Origin of the sequence: Moritella sp. Urea-trap-13 (assembly GCF_002836355.1) — a bacterium.
Lineage (GTDB): Bacteria > Pseudomonadota > Gammaproteobacteria > Enterobacterales > Moritellaceae > Moritella.
This window is the reverse complement of sequence record NZ_PJCA01000039.1, coordinates 277,826-293,022: the sequence shown is the minus strand read 5'-3', so window position 1 is coordinate 293,022 and position 15,197 is coordinate 277,826. Positions and strand designations below refer to the sequence as shown.

At 40.7% G+C, this 15,197-nt stretch carries 17 protein-coding genes; 6 read left to right on the top strand and 11 right to left on the bottom strand.

Annotation, left to right across the window (positions count from 1 at the left end; genetic code table 11):
- Positions 1-65: 65 nt before the first annotated feature.
- Genes hpf through CXF93_RS20205 form a run of 8 tightly spaced genes read right to left on the bottom strand, consistent with a single transcriptional unit; the run spans position 66 to position 6,283 of the window.
- Entirely contained in the window at positions 66-353 is a 288-nt protein-coding gene (hpf, locus tag CXF93_RS20240) for a ribosome hibernation promoting factor (protein ID WP_019440718.1), read from the bottom strand.
- Positions 354-384: 31 nt separating this feature from the next.
- On the bottom strand, positions 385-1,905 hold the full coding sequence (locus tag CXF93_RS20235; protein ID WP_101064307.1) for an RNA polymerase factor sigma-54: 1,521 nt from the start codon (positions 1,903-1,905) through the stop codon (positions 385-387).
- A gap of 48 nt (positions 1,906-1,953) precedes the next feature.
- On the bottom strand, positions 1,954-2,679 hold the full coding sequence (gene lptB / locus CXF93_RS20230; protein ID WP_101064306.1) for an LPS export ABC transporter ATP-binding protein: 726 nt from the start codon (positions 2,677-2,679) through the stop codon (positions 1,954-1,956).
- 15 nt (positions 2,680-2,694) lie between these two features.
- Positions 2,695-3,195 carry a lipopolysaccharide transport periplasmic protein LptA gene (lptA, locus tag CXF93_RS20225; protein WP_101064305.1) on the bottom strand — a complete coding sequence of 167 codons (501 nt, stop codon included), beginning with the start codon at positions 3,193-3,195 and terminating at the stop codon, positions 2,695-2,697.
- The gene (gene lptC / locus CXF93_RS20220) at positions 3,179-3,739 is read right to left on the bottom strand and encodes an LPS export ABC transporter periplasmic protein LptC (RefSeq protein WP_101064304.1); all 561 of its coding nucleotides are present in this window, start codon (positions 3,737-3,739) and stop codon (positions 3,179-3,181) included. Before lptC ends, lptA begins: the two co-directional genes overlap by 17 nt.
- On the bottom strand, positions 3,736-4,284 hold the full coding sequence (gene kdsC / locus CXF93_RS20215) for a 3-deoxy-manno-octulosonate-8-phosphatase KdsC (RefSeq protein WP_101064303.1): 549 nt from the start codon (positions 4,282-4,284) through the stop codon (positions 3,736-3,738). Before kdsC ends, lptC begins: the two co-directional genes overlap by 4 nt.
- Position 4,285: 1 nt before the next feature.
- A complete protein-coding gene (locus tag CXF93_RS20210; protein ID WP_101064302.1) occupies positions 4,286-5,257 on the bottom strand; it encodes a KpsF/GutQ family sugar-phosphate isomerase in 972 nt (323 codons plus the stop codon).
- A gap of 57 nt (positions 5,258-5,314) precedes the next feature.
- Entirely contained in the window at positions 5,315-6,283 is a 969-nt protein-coding gene (locus tag CXF93_RS20205) for a calcium/sodium antiporter (RefSeq protein ID WP_101064301.1), read from the bottom strand.
- A 326-nt stretch (positions 6,284-6,609) separates the two neighbouring features.
- Between CXF93_RS20205 and CXF93_RS20200 the strand changes: the two genes are divergently transcribed.
- Complete coding sequence (locus tag CXF93_RS20200; RefSeq protein ID WP_101064300.1) at positions 6,610-6,867, top strand: BolA family protein; 258 nt, start codon at positions 6,610-6,612, stop codon at positions 6,865-6,867.
- Between the two features lie 11 nt (positions 6,868-6,878).
- The gene (murA, locus tag CXF93_RS20195; RefSeq protein WP_101064299.1) at positions 6,879-8,141 is read left to right on the top strand and encodes a UDP-N-acetylglucosamine 1-carboxyvinyltransferase; all 1,263 of its coding nucleotides are present in this window, start codon (positions 6,879-6,881) and stop codon (positions 8,139-8,141) included.
- A gap of 119 nt (positions 8,142-8,260) precedes the next feature.
- Here murA and degS read toward each other — a convergent pair whose 3' ends face one another.
- The 3 genes from degS to CXF93_RS20180 all read right to left on the bottom strand — a co-directional run bounded on the left by degS (position 8,261) and on the right by CXF93_RS20180 (position 11,261).
- Entirely contained in the window at positions 8,261-9,349 is a 1,089-nt protein-coding gene (gene degS, locus CXF93_RS20190; protein WP_101064298.1) for an outer membrane-stress sensor serine endopeptidase DegS, read from the bottom strand.
- A 97-nt stretch (positions 9,350-9,446) separates the two neighbouring features.
- A complete protein-coding gene (locus CXF93_RS20185; protein ID WP_101064357.1) occupies positions 9,447-10,808 on the bottom strand; it encodes a Do family serine endopeptidase in 1,362 nt (453 codons plus the stop codon).
- 81 nt (positions 10,809-10,889) lie between these two features.
- The gene (locus CXF93_RS20180; RefSeq protein WP_101064297.1) at positions 10,890-11,261 is read right to left on the bottom strand and encodes a YhcB family protein; all 372 of its coding nucleotides are present in this window, start codon (positions 11,259-11,261) and stop codon (positions 10,890-10,892) included.
- Positions 11,262-11,452: 191 nt separating this feature from the next.
- Here CXF93_RS20180 and zapE point away from each other — a divergent pair, with 191 nt between their 5' ends.
- The 4 genes from zapE (at position 11,453) to rpsI (ending at position 14,838) form a co-directional block, all read left to right on the top strand.
- A complete protein-coding gene (gene zapE, locus CXF93_RS20175; RefSeq protein WP_101064296.1) occupies positions 11,453-12,565 on the top strand; it encodes a cell division protein ZapE in 1,113 nt (370 codons plus the stop codon).
- Between the two features lie 253 nt (positions 12,566-12,818).
- Complete coding sequence (gene coaA / locus CXF93_RS20170) at positions 12,819-13,751, top strand: type I pantothenate kinase (protein WP_101064295.1); 933 nt, start codon at positions 12,819-12,821, stop codon at positions 13,749-13,751.
- A gap of 247 nt (positions 13,752-13,998) precedes the next feature.
- Complete coding sequence (rplM, locus tag CXF93_RS20165; protein ID WP_101064294.1) at positions 13,999-14,427, top strand: 50S ribosomal protein L13; 429 nt, start codon at positions 13,999-14,001, stop codon at positions 14,425-14,427.
- A gap of 18 nt (positions 14,428-14,445) precedes the next feature.
- On the top strand, positions 14,446-14,838 hold the full coding sequence (rpsI, locus tag CXF93_RS20160) for a 30S ribosomal protein S9 (RefSeq protein WP_101064293.1): 393 nt from the start codon (positions 14,446-14,448) through the stop codon (positions 14,836-14,838).
- Positions 14,839-15,197: the final 359 nt, after the last annotated feature.

The following is a 15,197-nucleotide window of genomic DNA, read 5'->3' as shown; positions in this document are numbered from 1 at the left end:
GGCAGGAGCATGAATACCTAAAGGAAAAATAGTTTTCCTTTAGGTTATTTGTTGTGGGACTAAAACTAATGGCGGATTAATTTTTCTTTATGCTTAATTACTTGGCGATCAAGTTTATCCATTAAGCCATCAATGGCTGCATACATATCGTTATGTTCATGTACGGCAAAGATTTCACCCCCGCTTAACTGTATTTTTGCTTCTGCAACTTGGAGTAGTTTTTCGACATTTAAGATCACATGGATATTGTTAATGTGATCGAAATGTCGTTCTAATTTGGAAAACTTGCTGTCAACGTAATCTTTCAGTGAATCTGTAATGTCTACATGTCTACCTGTTAAATTAATTTGCATATACGTCTCCCTTATGAAGGTTAGGTGAGTCCTATAACAGACTCTTGCGCTGATTCGATGGCGGTATACTCAGTGCTTCTCGGTACTTTGCAATAGTACGTCGAGCCACCTTGATACCTTGATCAGCAAGTAAATCAGCAATCTTGCTGTCACTTAATGGTTTGCTGACATTTTCTGCCGCGACCAATTTCTTAATTAATGCCCGGATGGCGGTTGATGAACACTCGCCGCCGTTATCTGTGCTTACATGACTTGAAAAGAAAAATTTCAATTCAAAAATACCACGTGGCGTGTGCATAAATTTCTGCGTCGTTACCCGTGAAATAGTTGATTCATGCATTTCAACTTCTTCGGCAATATCGTTGAGTACCATCGGCTTCATGGCTTCATCGCCATACTCAAAGAAATCAACCTGTCGTTGTACAATACTTTTTGTCACTTTTAGCAAGGTGTCATTACGACTTTCTAAACTTTTAATAAACCACTTAGCTTCCTGTACGTGGGTACGTACAAATTGCCCATCGCTACTGTTGCGGTTACCCGTCGAAAGATTAGAATATTCATTGTTCACTTTTAATCTTGGCACAATGTCAGGATTTAACGCTACTACCCACTGATTATTTTTTTTCTTTACTAACACGTCGGGAATAACGTAGAGGCCTTCCGTTTGATCAATAACATTACCTGGTCTTGGCTCCAAGCTCTGAATTAATTGCATGATCTCTTTAAGCTGTGGCTCTTTTAATTTTGTTTTACGGCTTAATTGACGGTAGTCGCGATTACCCAATAAATCCATATGAGAGTGAATTATTTGCTGACATTCGCTTAACCAAGGGGTATTTTTAGGTAAATGTTGGAGTTGGATCAATAAACATTCTTGCAGTGAGCGTGCTGCGACACCGATGGGGTCAAAGTGCTGAATGCGTTTTAGCACCGCTTCGACTTCATCTAATTCAATTTTTTCGTCGTTGTTATCATCAACTTCTTGGTGATCGATATCAACGCTATTAAGGATCTCTTCGCAGCTTTGGTTAAGGTAACCATGGTCATCAATACCATCAATAATGGCGATGGCAATAGCGCGGTCGATATCAGAAAATGGGGTTAACTCCATTTGCCACATCAAGTGCTCGTATAAACCTTCGCTGGTTTCACCTTGGTAAACTTGATCAAGTCCATCAATACCGGCACTACCGCTACTGTGGTTTTGTATTTGTGGGGTGTAGACATCATCCCAATTACTGTCATTGGGTAATTCATCTTGGATAGAGTCGCTGTTAAGCGCATCGCCAACTTCAATTTGACTGCTATCGGTCAGCGCAGCATCGTTATCGATGTCCTGACTATTGCCATCATGATCAGTATTACTCTCTGCATCGTTAGAAAGCGATTCATGGGGATCTTCTTGTTCTAGTAGTGGATTGCTATCTAGCGCTTCTTGAATCTCTTGCTGTAACTCCAAGGTCGATAATTGTAATAACCGAATCGCTTGTTGTAACTGTGGCGTCATTGCCAGAGATTGACTCATCCTAAGTTGTAATGATGGCTTCATCTAACGACTACTCTCTCTTCCTTAATGCGGCTAAGTATCAATATCAAACTATAGTCGGAATTGATCTCCAAGATATACTTCTTTCACTTTTTCGTTAGATAAAATCTCTTCGGAAGTACCTGATGCGATCAAATGTCCATGACTAACAATATAAGAGTGTTCACATACATCGAGCGTCTCACGTACGTTATGGTCGGTAATTAATACCCCTAAACCACGATCACGCAGGTGCTGAATAATTTTTTTAATATCACCAACCGAGATCGGATCAACACCGGCAAACGGTTCATCTAATAAAATAAACTTAGGATCAGCTGCCAATGCGCGGGCAATCTCAACGCGGCGGCGTTCACCACCGGATAAACTCATGCCTAAACTGTCGCGAATATGGGTGATATGAAATTCTTCTAGTAACTCTTCTAACTTTTCTTCGCGTTCAAAACGACTGAGTTCTGGACGTAACTCTAAGATGGCCATGATATTTTTAGTCACTGATAGGCGACGAAAAATGGAGGCTTCTTGCGGTAAATAACCAATACCTTGCTGTGCTCGAATATGCATTGGCTCATGCGTTAATTCTTGGTCATCAATGAAGATTTGTCCATGATCTCGTTTAACTAAGCCAACCACCATGTAGAAGGTGGTGGTTTTACCTGCGCCATTGGGCCCAAGCAAACCAACAATTTGGCCTGATTCAACTTCGAGACTCACATCTGAAACAACTTTTCGTTTGTTGTAACTTTTTGCTAAGTGTGATGCTTTTAAACGCGCCATATGAATTTATTTACTCTACTTAGTTTTAGTGTCTTCAGGAGTGAAAATGGTGATCACTCGATCTGATTCATTATTACCGCTCTCGGCTATCATTTCTTGTTTATCAATTTGGTAGATGATCTTGTTACCTTTGACTTCACTATCAGCCTGACGTAAACGTGCATTTATTGTTAATGTTAAACGCTTTTTACCCAGTTCGTAACGGATCTCATTCGACTCAGCATTAATCTTTTTGCCGTCATCAAGCTCTTGATAAAAAGTGGCGACGTTACCTGTGGCTATCATTACTTCTGTACCTTTACCACCCGGACTTAATACCGTTAGCTTATCAGCATGAATTAATATAGTCCCTTGAGTCACTACCACATTATCATAAAATATGACGCGGTTCTCTTTAATAAACACTTCTTGACGTTTGGCGTTTACGATAACATTTTCTTCAAAGTCAGACTCTAACGCGAGGGCTGAATTACTCATCAATAACGTTAACAGTAAAATTTTATATTTTTTCATCATTAGTATATATCGCTTTAACTTGCTTAAGGATAGTCATGTATTCTTGTTTTAAATCACCTTCCAGCCCAATCCCTGTTTGATTAAACAAGTCACCGGTAATGGTAATTAATTGATCGCTACGCACCAAGTTTGTGGCGAGCTCTAGTTGTAAATAACTGGTGGTGATGACATCTATATAATCATTTTTAGCCATGTTTTTGATAACCACATCATTGCGTAGTGTGGCAACATCCTCACTGCTAAAATCACCTTCTTTGGCCTGAATTTTCCACGTTGCTTGTGCATTGTCATCATAAAGGATAATAACGGGGTTGGTGAACATTGTCATGCCTAACTCGCCATAATGCTCCATACTATCTGCAAAAGTGCGACGTATAATTTTGCCTTCAATACTGAATTCGACACTACGGAGTATTTGTGCGGTGAAATCAGGCTGATATTCGGTTGACGCAGGTGCGGTTGTTTGTTCATCAGGCGAAAAAAATCGCCATATGCCAAGGGCACACAAAAAGAGGATAACTATTCCTACATTTTGTCGATTCATACCGAAGTACCTTGTGCTTGGTCTAAAATGCCTTTCGCTAATAGGATTAAATCGGCTAATTCTCTTACTGCACCAAAGCCACCGCGAATAGAGGTGCTAAAATCAGCGCCTTTTTTGACTAATGGATGTGCATCTGCAACGGCGACACTGAGGCCACAAAGATTCATCACCGGTAAGTCAATCACGTCATCACCGATGTAACCAACATGCTCAGGTGATATGTTTAATTTTTCAAGTAGCATGTTGAAGGCAATAACTTTGTTGTCTTGGCCTTGATAGATATGTTTAACCCCTAAGCCTTGCATGCGATTGGCGACAATGGTTGATTGACGTCCGGTGATAACCGCCACTTCAATACCTGCATTCAGCAGTGATTTAACCCCAAAACCATCACGGGTATGAAATGCTTTAAGCTCTTCGCCATCGTTACCCATATACACGCGACCGTCAGAAAAAACGCCATCTATATCGCAAATAAGTAGCTTTAATGTTTTTGCTTTAGTTAAAATTTCTTGTGAGATTGGACCGTATAATGTGTTGATCATTTTATAGTACACCTGCGCGTAGTAAGTCATGCATGTTGAAGGCGCCGACCGGTTCTTGTTGTGCATTAACGACAATTAAACCGTTAACTTTTTTATTTTCCATGACGGCAAGGGCTTCTGCAGCCAATATATGTTCATTAATAGTAACACACCTTTTGGTCATTACTGCACTGATAGGGGTTTGGTGAATATCTATACGCGCATCTAAAATACGACGTAAATCACCGTCAGTGAAAATACCAACTAACCTATTGGCGTTAGTGACAGCCGTCATACCAAGGCCTTTTCGAGACACTTCTAATAAGGCATCTGAGATAGTTTCGTTTTGCTGCACACTCGGTATACCATCACCTTTATGCATAATATCGGAAATACGCAGTAATAATTTACGGCCTAAGCTACCGCCGGGATGAGACAGCGCAAAATCATTCGCAGTAAAGCCTTTCGCTTCGAGTAATGCCACGGCAATCGCATCGCCCATCACTAGACTTGCTGTGGTGCTTGATGTTGGCGCTAATCCTAAGGGGCAGGCTTCTTTATCGACTTTAATGCATAAATTAACCTGTGCTTCGCGTGCCATGGTTGAGTTAGCATTACCTGTCATTGAAATAATTGGAATGCTTAAGCGTTTAAGCACTGGATATAACGCCAAAATTTCATTTGACTCGCCTGAGTTTGAGAGCGCGATGACCACATCTTCACCGCCAATCATGCCCAAATCACCGTGACTTGCTTCACCGGGATGGACGAAGAAAGCTGGGGTGCCGGTGCTGGCTAATGTCGCGGCAATTTTATTGGCTATGTGACCAGACTTCCCCATGCCAGTGATAATTACTTTACCTTTACAGGCGATTAATAATTCGCAAGCCGCCGTAAAAGTGTCATCAATATACTGACTTAATTGAGTAATCGCCGCCGCTTCTGTTTGAATGACATTAAGCGCGCTTTGGCAATAATTAAACTGACTAGACATGGTTACTCCCTAATAAAAATACGGTTTAATACTTAGATATAAAAATATCAAATAATGTTAAATGCTATTAAACACCAGAAATTGATACGCCACAAAACCAACGAGGAGTAATCCACCTTCAATGCGGTTGATTCGACCTGGACGACCTCTAAAGCTCATTGCCATTAATAGCATGACTATCGTAGCACCTAGCATGTAATAGAAGTCACGACTAATAATCGCGGGATCTATCATCCCAGGCGCTAAAATACCCGGTAGTGATAATACTGCTAAGATGTTGAATATATTAGAACCAATGATATTCCCAATAGCAAGATCATCCTCACCTTTTAGTACACCTGAAATTGACGCGGCGAGTTCCGGTAAGCTGGTGCCAATCGCGATAATCGTGAGGCCAATGACTAAATCGCTCATACCAAAGTGTTGGGCGATCACCACTGCTGAATCAACAAGGTAACTTGAACTAACAGGGAGAGCGATCATGCCGAAAATTAACCACGCAACTGCTTTCCAAGTTGGTACACCTTCTGGCACTTCATCGTTATGCTCTTGTACCAGAGGATCATTGTTGGGACGCTTTAGCGCGAGAATAGTTAAAGTGAGGATGGTAATAAAGAACAGTAATAATAGAATTACCCCTTCGTACATCTCTAACTTTAAATCCCACAGTACAACGCCAGCAAGTAGGGTGGTAATTAATACCATCGGGATCTCACGACGGATCGTTGCTGAGCCGACGAGTAACGGTTTTAATAATGCGGTGATACCTAATACTAAGGTGATGTTGGTTATATTTGAACCAATGGCGTTACCGATTGCCGTATTGGGTGCACCATTGAGAGATGCTGACACTGCTACCATCATTTCTGGTGCCGATGAGCCCATCGCGACAATAGTCAGGCCAATAATCAGCGGCGATATACCGAGGTTTCTCGCCAAACCAGCGGCACCATAGACGAATTTATCGGCACTTATAACAAGGCCAATCAATCCCAGAATTAAAATAATTATATTGGTAGTTAGCATCAGCACAATTGAAGTAGATAAAAAAGAACACTATTTTCGGTCTTTTTTCACTGAAAGAAAAGCTAAATTGTTAAATCTTGTCGTGTATTGAATGATCACAGCCTAAAAATCACTACTTAGTGATACTTTTGGATTGTGTATTATAGCGATTGCTTTTAGAATACTGGACTATTTTAATACTTTAGTTTTAAGCGCGATTCTCTCATTCAGAACGCCATTCACTTAAAACTAAACATGCTGTGGCTATCGTTTTAGGTCAGTTCGCGACTACGGCGTGTAGAGTTTTAACTTGGCTTAGAATGGCGGCATCATAGGATTTAAGTATTATGGATATTCAAGAATTACAAACATTGCTGGAAAATGAGTATACGTTCCAGGAATTACACGTGACAGGTGAAGGCAGTCATTACGACGTTATTGCTGTCGCCGAGATGTTTGTCGGTATGAGCCGTGTAAAAAAACAACAAGCTATTTATGCGCCATTAAAAGAGCAAATTGCATCAAATAGCATTCATGCGTTAACCATCAAGGCATACACACCTGAAGAATGGGTTCGCGAACGTAAATTTATATTACCTTCTTAGGCTGGATTAGAATGGATAAGTTTTTAATTAAAGGTCCTTGTCAGTTAAATGGCGATGTGACTATCTCGGGTGCTAAGAATGCGGCACTACCGATTTTGTTTGCTACATTGCTAAGTGATGAAACCATCACTCTTAAGAATGTTCCTGAATTAAGAGATATTAAGACCACGTTGCAATTGTTACGTGAGCTTGGTGCACAGGCAGAGCGTAACGCTGACGGTGATGTCGTTATCACTGCAGGTACAGTTAACTGCCAAAAAGCCCCTTATGAATTAGTTAAAACCATGCGCGCATCAATTTTAGCATTAGGTCCTTTGACTGCTAAATTTTCGACGGCGGATGTTTCTTTACCGGGTGGTTGCGCGATTGGCGCTCGTCCAGTGAATTTACACATTCACGGTTTAGAAATGATGCAAGCGAACATTAGCGTTGAAGAAGGCTATATTAAAGCCCGCGTTGATGGTCGTTTAAAAGGCGCGCGTATCCTCATGGATATGGTCAGTGTAACGGGTACTGAAAATTTATTAATGGCCGCGGTACTTGCTGAAGGTATTACCACGATTGAGAATGCTGCAAGAGAACCAGAGGTAGTTGATTTAGCTAATTTCTTAAATTCGCTTGGTGCTAAAATTACTGGTATTGGTTCTGACGTCTTAATCATTGAAGGCGTTGAAGCGCTTCATGGTGGTACGTATGCAGTACAACCAGATCGTATTGAGACCGGGACTTTCCTTGTTGCTGCAGCTGTTACAGGTGGCAAGATCACATGTCATAAAACCGACCCTTCATTGCTTGATGCTGTATTGCTTAAACTTGAAGAAGCGGGCGCGACGATTGAAACGGGTGACGACTGGATCTCACTTGATATGCAAGGTCGCGAATTGAAAGCGGTAAATATCAAGACGGTACCTTATCCTGGTTTCCCAACTGATATGCAAGCACAGTTCACGGTATTAAATACAGTGGCGAAAGGCACATCAACGATCATTGAAACTATTTTTGAAAACCGTTTCATGCACGTACCTGAATTAGCACGTATGGGCGCTGATATTGAACTAGAAGGTAACACGGCAATCTGTCGTGATACCGAGAGCCTAACTGGCGCACAAGTGATGGCAACAGATCTACGTGCATCTGCGAGTTTGGTTATCGCTGGCTTCCTTGCGACAGGTGATACGACGGTTGAACGGATTTACCATATCGACCGTGGTTATGAGTTTATTGAAGATAAGCTACAAGGCTTAGGCGGCAACATTATCCGTATTGAAGGTTAATATTCGTTGACGCTTTGTCATGGGAATAACCGCTAATAACGGGTAATTGTTTATTGTAAATAAAAAAGGCGCATTCAAATGCGCCTTTTTTATGTCTGAATTTATCTTGTCTTGAAATGTTATTGAGGTTGTAGTGCTTGCAGTTCACCGAGTGTGACTGAGATGTCGAGTTGTTTACCTTCTCGTATCACCGTTAAATTAATTTTTGAGCCTGGGCGCTGTTCTGCCACCACATCCATCAACCAAATAACATTATCAATCTCAGTCGCGTTGAACTTGATCACGACATCACCAGCAACCAAACCGGCCTTTTCAGCAGGGGAATCTGGCGCGGTGTTTTGTATTACAATACCTTGATTGGCTTTCAAACCGAGTAGTTTTGCCATTACGGTATTAATTGATGTGCCTTCAATACCGAGATAACCACGGATAACACGACCATTAGCAATCAATGCATTCATTATCTTAACCGCTAATGGGTAAGGGATCGCAAAGCTAATACCCATGGTTTCAACGTTTTCTGCGACTTGAAAAGAGGCAGTATTGATACCCACTAACTCACCGAGACTATTGACTAATGCCCCTCCGGAATTACCTTCATTAATCGCCGCATCAGTTTGCAAAAAGTTTTGATGCCCTGTGGTACTCATGCCAATACGACCACGGGCACTGATGATGCCTTGGGTAATGGTTTGGCCTAAATTGTAAGGGTTACCAATGGCAAGCACGACGTCACCAATGTTGGTTTGTTCATGTTTACTCTGCGGGATACTGGGTAAATTTTTGGCATCAATGCTTAACACGGCAAGATCAGTATATTTATCAAAACCGATTAACTCGGCGGTAAAAAATCGGCCATCTTGTAGCGCAACGATAATTTGGTCGGCGTTCGCGATGACGTGATAGTTTGTCAGTAAGTAGCCTTTTTTGTTCATTATCACCCCTGAGCCGAGGCTTTGTGGGCGTAATGTCGCTTTACTGTTAATCGTTGATTTTTGATAGGTGCGGGTATAGATATTAACAACAGAAGGCGCTGCGCGTTTTACGGCGGCAGAAAAGCTCATTTGTTCATTAAGGCCTAATGAAAAAGGTTGGGTAAGGGTGAGGCCTTGCTTGTTTTGTAATTGTGGTAACGCCAACAGCAGTACTGCGGCGACAGCAATACCGAGGAAGATACTTTTTGAAACATATGACCACAAATTTTGCACTGAAATATCCCTACGTTACTCACCAAAAATAGCAATGTAGAGAATAGCACCTCTTTCTAGGATAATGTAAGAAATAACGTGTAAAGTGATGTAAGACCTAGCGTAATACTAGGAATAAGTGTTGCTCACCACGCTGAATATTAAGTGCCAGAGTGGTTTTTTCTGCCGTCAGTAATTGACGTAGTTGGGCTAGATTTTTAACTTGGTCTTTATTCACGCCAATAATGACATCACCTTGCTTCAATCCGGATGCCGCAGCGATTGAACGTGGTTGGACGTGAGAAATCATCACGCCTTGGTCTTTTTCGGCGCTAACTAATGTCGCGCCTTTTAGACTCGGGTGCAAGTTACTGGCATTGGCGAGTTGGTTATCTGCTGGTTTGAGAGTTGCAGTGACTGTTATTTGTTTACTGTCTCTGACGATACCTAAGGTGATTTTTTTATTTGGGCCTAAAGAACCAATACGTGCTCTTAATTCACTGAAACTACGAATTTTATTATTATTGACGCTGACAATAATGTCGCCCGCGACTAATCCAGCTTCTGCAGCGGCAGAATCAGGGGTGACTTGGTTAATGAAAGCGCCGTATTGCACATCGATATCAAATGCTTTGGCAAGATCGGCGGTTAACTCTTGTCCTGCGACACCCAATAAGCCACGACGTACTTCACCGTGTTCAATGATCTGTTGTACTAAGTTGTTAGCCATATTCGCTGGGATCGCGAAACCAATACCGACATTACCGCCATTAGGGCCTAATATCGCGGTATTAATGCCGATCAATTCACCACGTAGATTCACTAACGCACCGCCAGAATTACCACTATTAATGGCAGCATCGGTTTGAATGAAGTTTTCGAGGTTTTCTAATTGTAAACCGGTTCGGCCTAAGGCACTTACAATACCTGAGGTCACAGTCTGACCTAAGCCAAACGGATTACCAATGGCGATAGTGAAATCACCAACACGTAATTTATCCGAGTCGGCGAATTTTATTTCAGTTAAATTTTTGGCTTTAATTTGCAGTAAGGCGATATCACTACTTTTGTCGGCACCAATGAGTGTTGCGTTATATTCATGGCCGTCTTTAAGCATGACTTGGATGTTGTCAGCATCGGCAATAACATGGTTATTGGTGAGGATATAGCCTTGTTTGGCATCGATAATAACACCAGAACCTAGGCCTTGGAATGGTTGCGCTTGTTGTTTCGAGCCTAAACCATCAGGGCCAAAAAAATAGCGGAATTCTTCAGGGATTTGTTGTGGTGATACCTTGGTACCCGATACCGATATATTAACAACGGCAGGTGTCACTTGCTCTAGAATTGGAGCTAGACTGGGCAGGGGTTGTCCTGCAACAGCGAAGGGCAAGGCTGCTGTTGCAGGTAAACTGGCTAACCCTATCGCTGCCGTTAATGCTAGCGCTGAGAGCGTTTTACAATGTAATTTAACTTTCATAACATTAACGTCCATAACAGTTTAAGCCTTTTAAATTATAAGCATAAACAGTTAGATATGGTCCAAAACTAAAAGTTCAAGTTATTTGTTCAATAACCCTGAACTGGTGCTCGAATAGTCTTTTGGCTGGCCTTCAAGCGGTTCTACTGGAACGATTATTTCTTTAGCCTGAAAAGGAATGTCTTTAACGGCTACATTGTCTAATAAATGTTTGGCGTTATTGGCTAAGTGCTTCTGCATTTCAACATAGCTATCAGACAATTTCAGCAATAACGCTTCAGTACTGTTGAAGTGTTCATTCACATCATGCTTGTATTGTTCAATTTCAGCTTCTTTGGCTAATAACTTACCCTTAAACTTACCTGTTTGATCTTTTGTGTTGGTTACCTTGGCAATAGCAAAACCGATAACAATACCGATAACCAGACTAATTAATATTTCAAAATAGGGCATATACACCTCGTTAAATGGAAATTTGTATTCTACTAAGTATGGGACGCTTAATTCTATACTCTAATATAACGGCCTTAGTTTTAAAATAGTGTATTTCAAAAGAATACAACATGGTAGCATTGATTATCATTAATGCGTGTCGGAATATGGCAATAAAAGGCGTTAGAAACAGTAAAGGATTAGCAATTATAATGACCCCCATAGAAAAATATCAGCTTGATTTAAAGCGCCCTGATTTTATGTTTGATGCAGCACAAGAAAATGCCGTAATGGCATTGCAACGCTTGTTTGATGAATTGTTAGCGGTGCCAGAGTTACCCGCCAAAACAAGCTTTTTAGCTAAGTTAAAAGCATTAACGGCAAAGCCAATACCGGTGTTGAATAATCCAGTGAAAGGTATTTACTTTTGGGGCGGGGTGGGAAGAGGTAAGACCTATTTAGTTGATACTTTCTACGATTGTCTACCGTTTGAAAATAAAACCCGCATTCATTTTCATCGTTTTATGCACCGTATCCATCAAGAACTAAAAGGCTTAGCACAACAAAAAGATCCATTGAAAGTGATAGCGAAGAAGTTAGCAGATGAAACTCGTATTATTTGTTTTGATGAATTTTTTGTTTCAGATATTACCGACGCGATGATTTTAGGCACCTTGTTTGAGGAGTTATTTTCCCATCAAGTTATTCTGGTGGCGACATCGAATATTATTCCTGATGAGCTTTATCGTAATGGCCTGCAACGCGCGCGTTTTTTATCTGCTATTCATTTGATTAATCAAAACTGTGACATCATTAATGTCGATAGTGGGGTTGATTATCGCTTACGGACATTGGAACAAGCAGAAATTTACCATTTCCCCTTGGACAGTATTGCGCAGCAGAATTTAGATCAATATTTTCAACAGTTATCTTGTGATCCTCGTAACTATAATCAACCGATAGACATTGAAAATCGCCAAATCCAAACATTAGCGGAAGCTGATAGTGTATTGATGATTGATTTTGCAGAATTATGTGGTGGTCCACGCAGCCAAGTTGATTATATGGAAATCTCGCGTATCTATCACACCGTGTTATTAGCCAACGTCAAACAGATGGGCCCGTTAACCGGTGACGTTGCGCGTCGCTTTATTGCCATGGTCGATGAGTTTTATGAACGTAATGTAACCTTAATCATATCAGCGGAACTGGAAATGTCGGCGCTATATAGTACTGGCTTGTTGGAGTTCGAATTCCGTCGTTGTTTATCGCGTCTGCAAGAGATGCAATCTCATGACTATCTCGCGCGTGAACATTTGCCTTAAAGTGTAGTTAAGGCACAAATACAGCTGTTTTTAGCACCAAGTAGGTAGTTTTTGTGCGCGTTATTAAAATAAATACAGCAACTAACGCATTTATTTATTGAGTTACGGTAAGTATATAGGCTATTGTTTCGGCGGACATGGACTGACAAAGTGACGTATATAGTGTTATTACGTCATTAAGTTCATTGCAAAGGCTTACTTCTAAATACGCGAAGTAAGTCATTATTAGGGCGTTAAGTAGGCTTTTAGTTTAATGAATTACTCACCATATCAAGTGTTTGACAGGGAATATTGGGCTGAACTACGTGAGTCAGTACCACTGACGTTATCCGCTCTCGAGTTAAAGCAGCTGCAAGGTATTAATGAGCGCGTTTCTATTGAAGAAGTGTGTGATATTTATTTACCACTCTCGCGCTTGCTTAATTTATATGTCACCAATCGTGTTCAGCGTCGTTTGGTGCGCGATCAGTTCTTAGGCCGTAAAGTCGGTAAGGTACCTTACATTATTAGTCTTGCTGGTAGTGTGGCTGTCGGTAAAAGTACCACAGCAAGGATCTTACAAGCACTGCTACAATGTTGGGGCGAACACCCCAATGTGGCGTTAATTACTACCGATGGTTTTTTGTATCCAAATGCACATCTAAAAGAACATGATTTGATGAAGCGTAAAGGCTTCCCTGAAAGTTATGACATAAATTCATTGGTTAAATTTGTCGCCGATATTAAATCGGGTAATGCGCGTGTTACTGCCCCTGTCTATTCGCACTTTTCTTATGATATTGAACCGGACAAAGAAGTCGTTGTTGAGCAGCCAGACATCGTTATTCTTGAAGGCTTAAATGTGTTGCAATCGGGATTAGAATATCCGAATGATCCGCATCGTGTATTTGTTTCTGATTTTGTCGATTTTTCTATCTATGTCGATGCTGAAACAGAAAATTTAGAAAACTGGTATGTACAACGTTTCTTGCAACTACGCGAAAGTGCCTTTACTGACTCGAGTTCTTACTTCCATCATTATGCTAAATTGGATGAGGAAGAAGCAAAAGGTGTGGCCCTGAACATTTGGCGAACAATTAATGGTAAAAATTTAGTAGAAAATATTTTACCGACACGAGAACGTGCTAACCTTATTCTTACTAAAGACTTAAATCATCAAGTACATCAAGTTAAATTGCGGAAATAGCCTTAATTCCAGTCGTTTTTTTGGTACTAGATGAATGTTTTTTGAGATTAATCCTATTTTTTGAAAAATATAGGTGAAATTTCGCTCATTTCTCTTTATAATGCGTGCTGCCCACGAACAAGGTGCTGTGGTGGTTCCTTGTCCTAATGACGCCATGTACTTATTCGAAGGGATAAGCAAGGTATATAGTTCATATATAGACAAGTATATATGATAGTTTAAACAAATTTTATTGGGTTCAATATAAATGAAAACTTTTGTTGCTACACCAAGCACGATCAAACGTGACTGGTACGTTGTTGACGCTGAAGGTAAAACTTTAGGCCGTCTTGCGACTGAAATCGCTTCTCGCTTACGTGGTAAGCATAAGCCTGAGTTCACTCCTCATGCTGACACTGGTGATTACATCATCGTTGTAAACTGTGAAAAAATTACTGTAACAGGTAACAAAGCGAAAGGTAAAATTTACCACTCGCACACTGGTTACATTGGTGGCTTAAAATCAATCAGCTTCGAAAAGCTAATTGATAAAGCTCCAGAGCGTGTTATCGAATCTGCAGTTAAAGGTATGTTGCCAAAAGGTCCTCTAGGCCGCGCAATGTTCCGTAAGATGAAAGTATACGCAGGTCCTGAGCATAATCATGCTGCTCAACAACCACAAGTTCTAGACATCTAATTTACGGAATTTAAGCAAATGGCAGAAAATCAATACTACGGCACTGGTCGTCGTAAAAGTTCAACAGCTCGTGTATTCATGACAGCTGGTACTGGTCAACTAACTATCAATAAACGTTCTTTAGAAGTTTATTTTGGTCGTGAAACGGCTCGTATGGTTGTTCGTCAAGCACTAGAATTAGTTGGTCTACAAGACAAATTCGACCTAAACATCACTGTTTCTGGTGGTGGTACTACTGGTCAAGCTGGCGCAATCCGTCACGGTATCACTCGCGCACTTATGGTTTATGACGAAACTTTACGTCCTAGCCTACGTGCAGCTGGTTTTGTTACTCGTGATGCTCGTCAAGTTGAACGTAAGAAAGTTGGTCTTAGAAAAGCACGTAAACGTCCACAGTTCTCAAAACGTTAATCCGTTTTTTGTGGTTCGCTTTATTGCGACGAAAGCCTGGCATTTGCCAGGCTTTTTTTTGTCTTTTTTTTGTCTATTTTTTATCTTTTATTTAATTGACGTAGTTACAGCTTTGTTAAATTTAATGCTGTTTCTTACTTGTATGATTGCAGTTAACACAGAAACAGAGCGACTTGCTCTATTTACTGGGTCATAAGCGACAGATATTGACTTAATCACTGAAAATCCATGATTAATGTCTCATTGTCCTTGTAAAAATGTAACCAATTAATTAAAATTCAACGGCATTTATGTAACTTTTTTAGCTATTAAAAAGTTATCTTTTTTGAAATGGTATTCACTGCAAGATAATAAAAATA

Bases quoted from the DNA above. Each gene is read 5' to 3' on its own strand.
- hpf (WP_019440718.1), bottom strand. From the start codon at position 353: ATGCAAATTAATTTAACAGGTAGACATGTAGACATTACAGATTCACTG.
- CXF93_RS20235 (WP_101064307.1), bottom strand. From the start codon at position 1,905: ATGAAGCCATCATTACAACTTAGGATGAGTCAATCTCTGGCAATGACG.
- lptB (WP_101064306.1), bottom strand. From the start codon at position 2,679: ATGGCGCGTTTAAAAGCATCACACTTAGCAAAAAGTTACAACAAACGA.
- lptA (WP_101064305.1), bottom strand. From the start codon at position 3,195: ATGATGAAAAAATATAAAATTTTACTGTTAACGTTATTGATGAGTAAT.
- lptC (WP_101064304.1), bottom strand. From the start codon at position 3,739: ATGAATCGACAAAATGTAGGAATAGTTATCCTCTTTTTGTGTGCCCTT.
- kdsC (WP_101064303.1), bottom strand. From the start codon at position 4,284: ATGATCAACACATTATACGGTCCAATCTCACAAGAAATTTTAACTAAA.
- CXF93_RS20210 (WP_101064302.1), bottom strand. From the start codon at position 5,257: ATGTCTAGTCAGTTTAATTATTGCCAAAGCGCGCTTAATGTCATTCAA.
- CXF93_RS20205 (WP_101064301.1), bottom strand. From the start codon at position 6,283: ATGCTAACTACCAATATAATTATTTTAATTCTGGGATTGATTGGCCTT.
- CXF93_RS20200 (WP_101064300.1), top strand. From the start codon at position 6,610: ATGGATATTCAAGAATTACAAACATTGCTGGAAAATGAGTATACGTTC.
- murA (WP_101064299.1), top strand. From the start codon at position 6,879: ATGGATAAGTTTTTAATTAAAGGTCCTTGTCAGTTAAATGGCGATGTG.
- CXF93_RS20185 (WP_101064357.1), bottom strand. From the start codon at position 10,808: ATGAAAGTTAAATTACATTGTAAAACGCTCTCAGCGCTAGCATTAACG.
- CXF93_RS20180 (WP_101064297.1), bottom strand. From the start codon at position 11,261: ATGCCCTATTTTGAAATATTAATTAGTCTGGTTATCGGTATTGTTATC.
- zapE (WP_101064296.1), top strand. From the start codon at position 11,453: ATGACCCCCATAGAAAAATATCAGCTTGATTTAAAGCGCCCTGATTTT.
- coaA (WP_101064295.1), top strand. From the start codon at position 12,819: ATGAATTACTCACCATATCAAGTGTTTGACAGGGAATATTGGGCTGAA.
- rplM (WP_101064294.1), top strand. From the start codon at position 13,999: ATGAAAACTTTTGTTGCTACACCAAGCACGATCAAACGTGACTGGTAC.
- rpsI (WP_101064293.1), top strand. From the start codon at position 14,446: ATGGCAGAAAATCAATACTACGGCACTGGTCGTCGTAAAAGTTCAACA.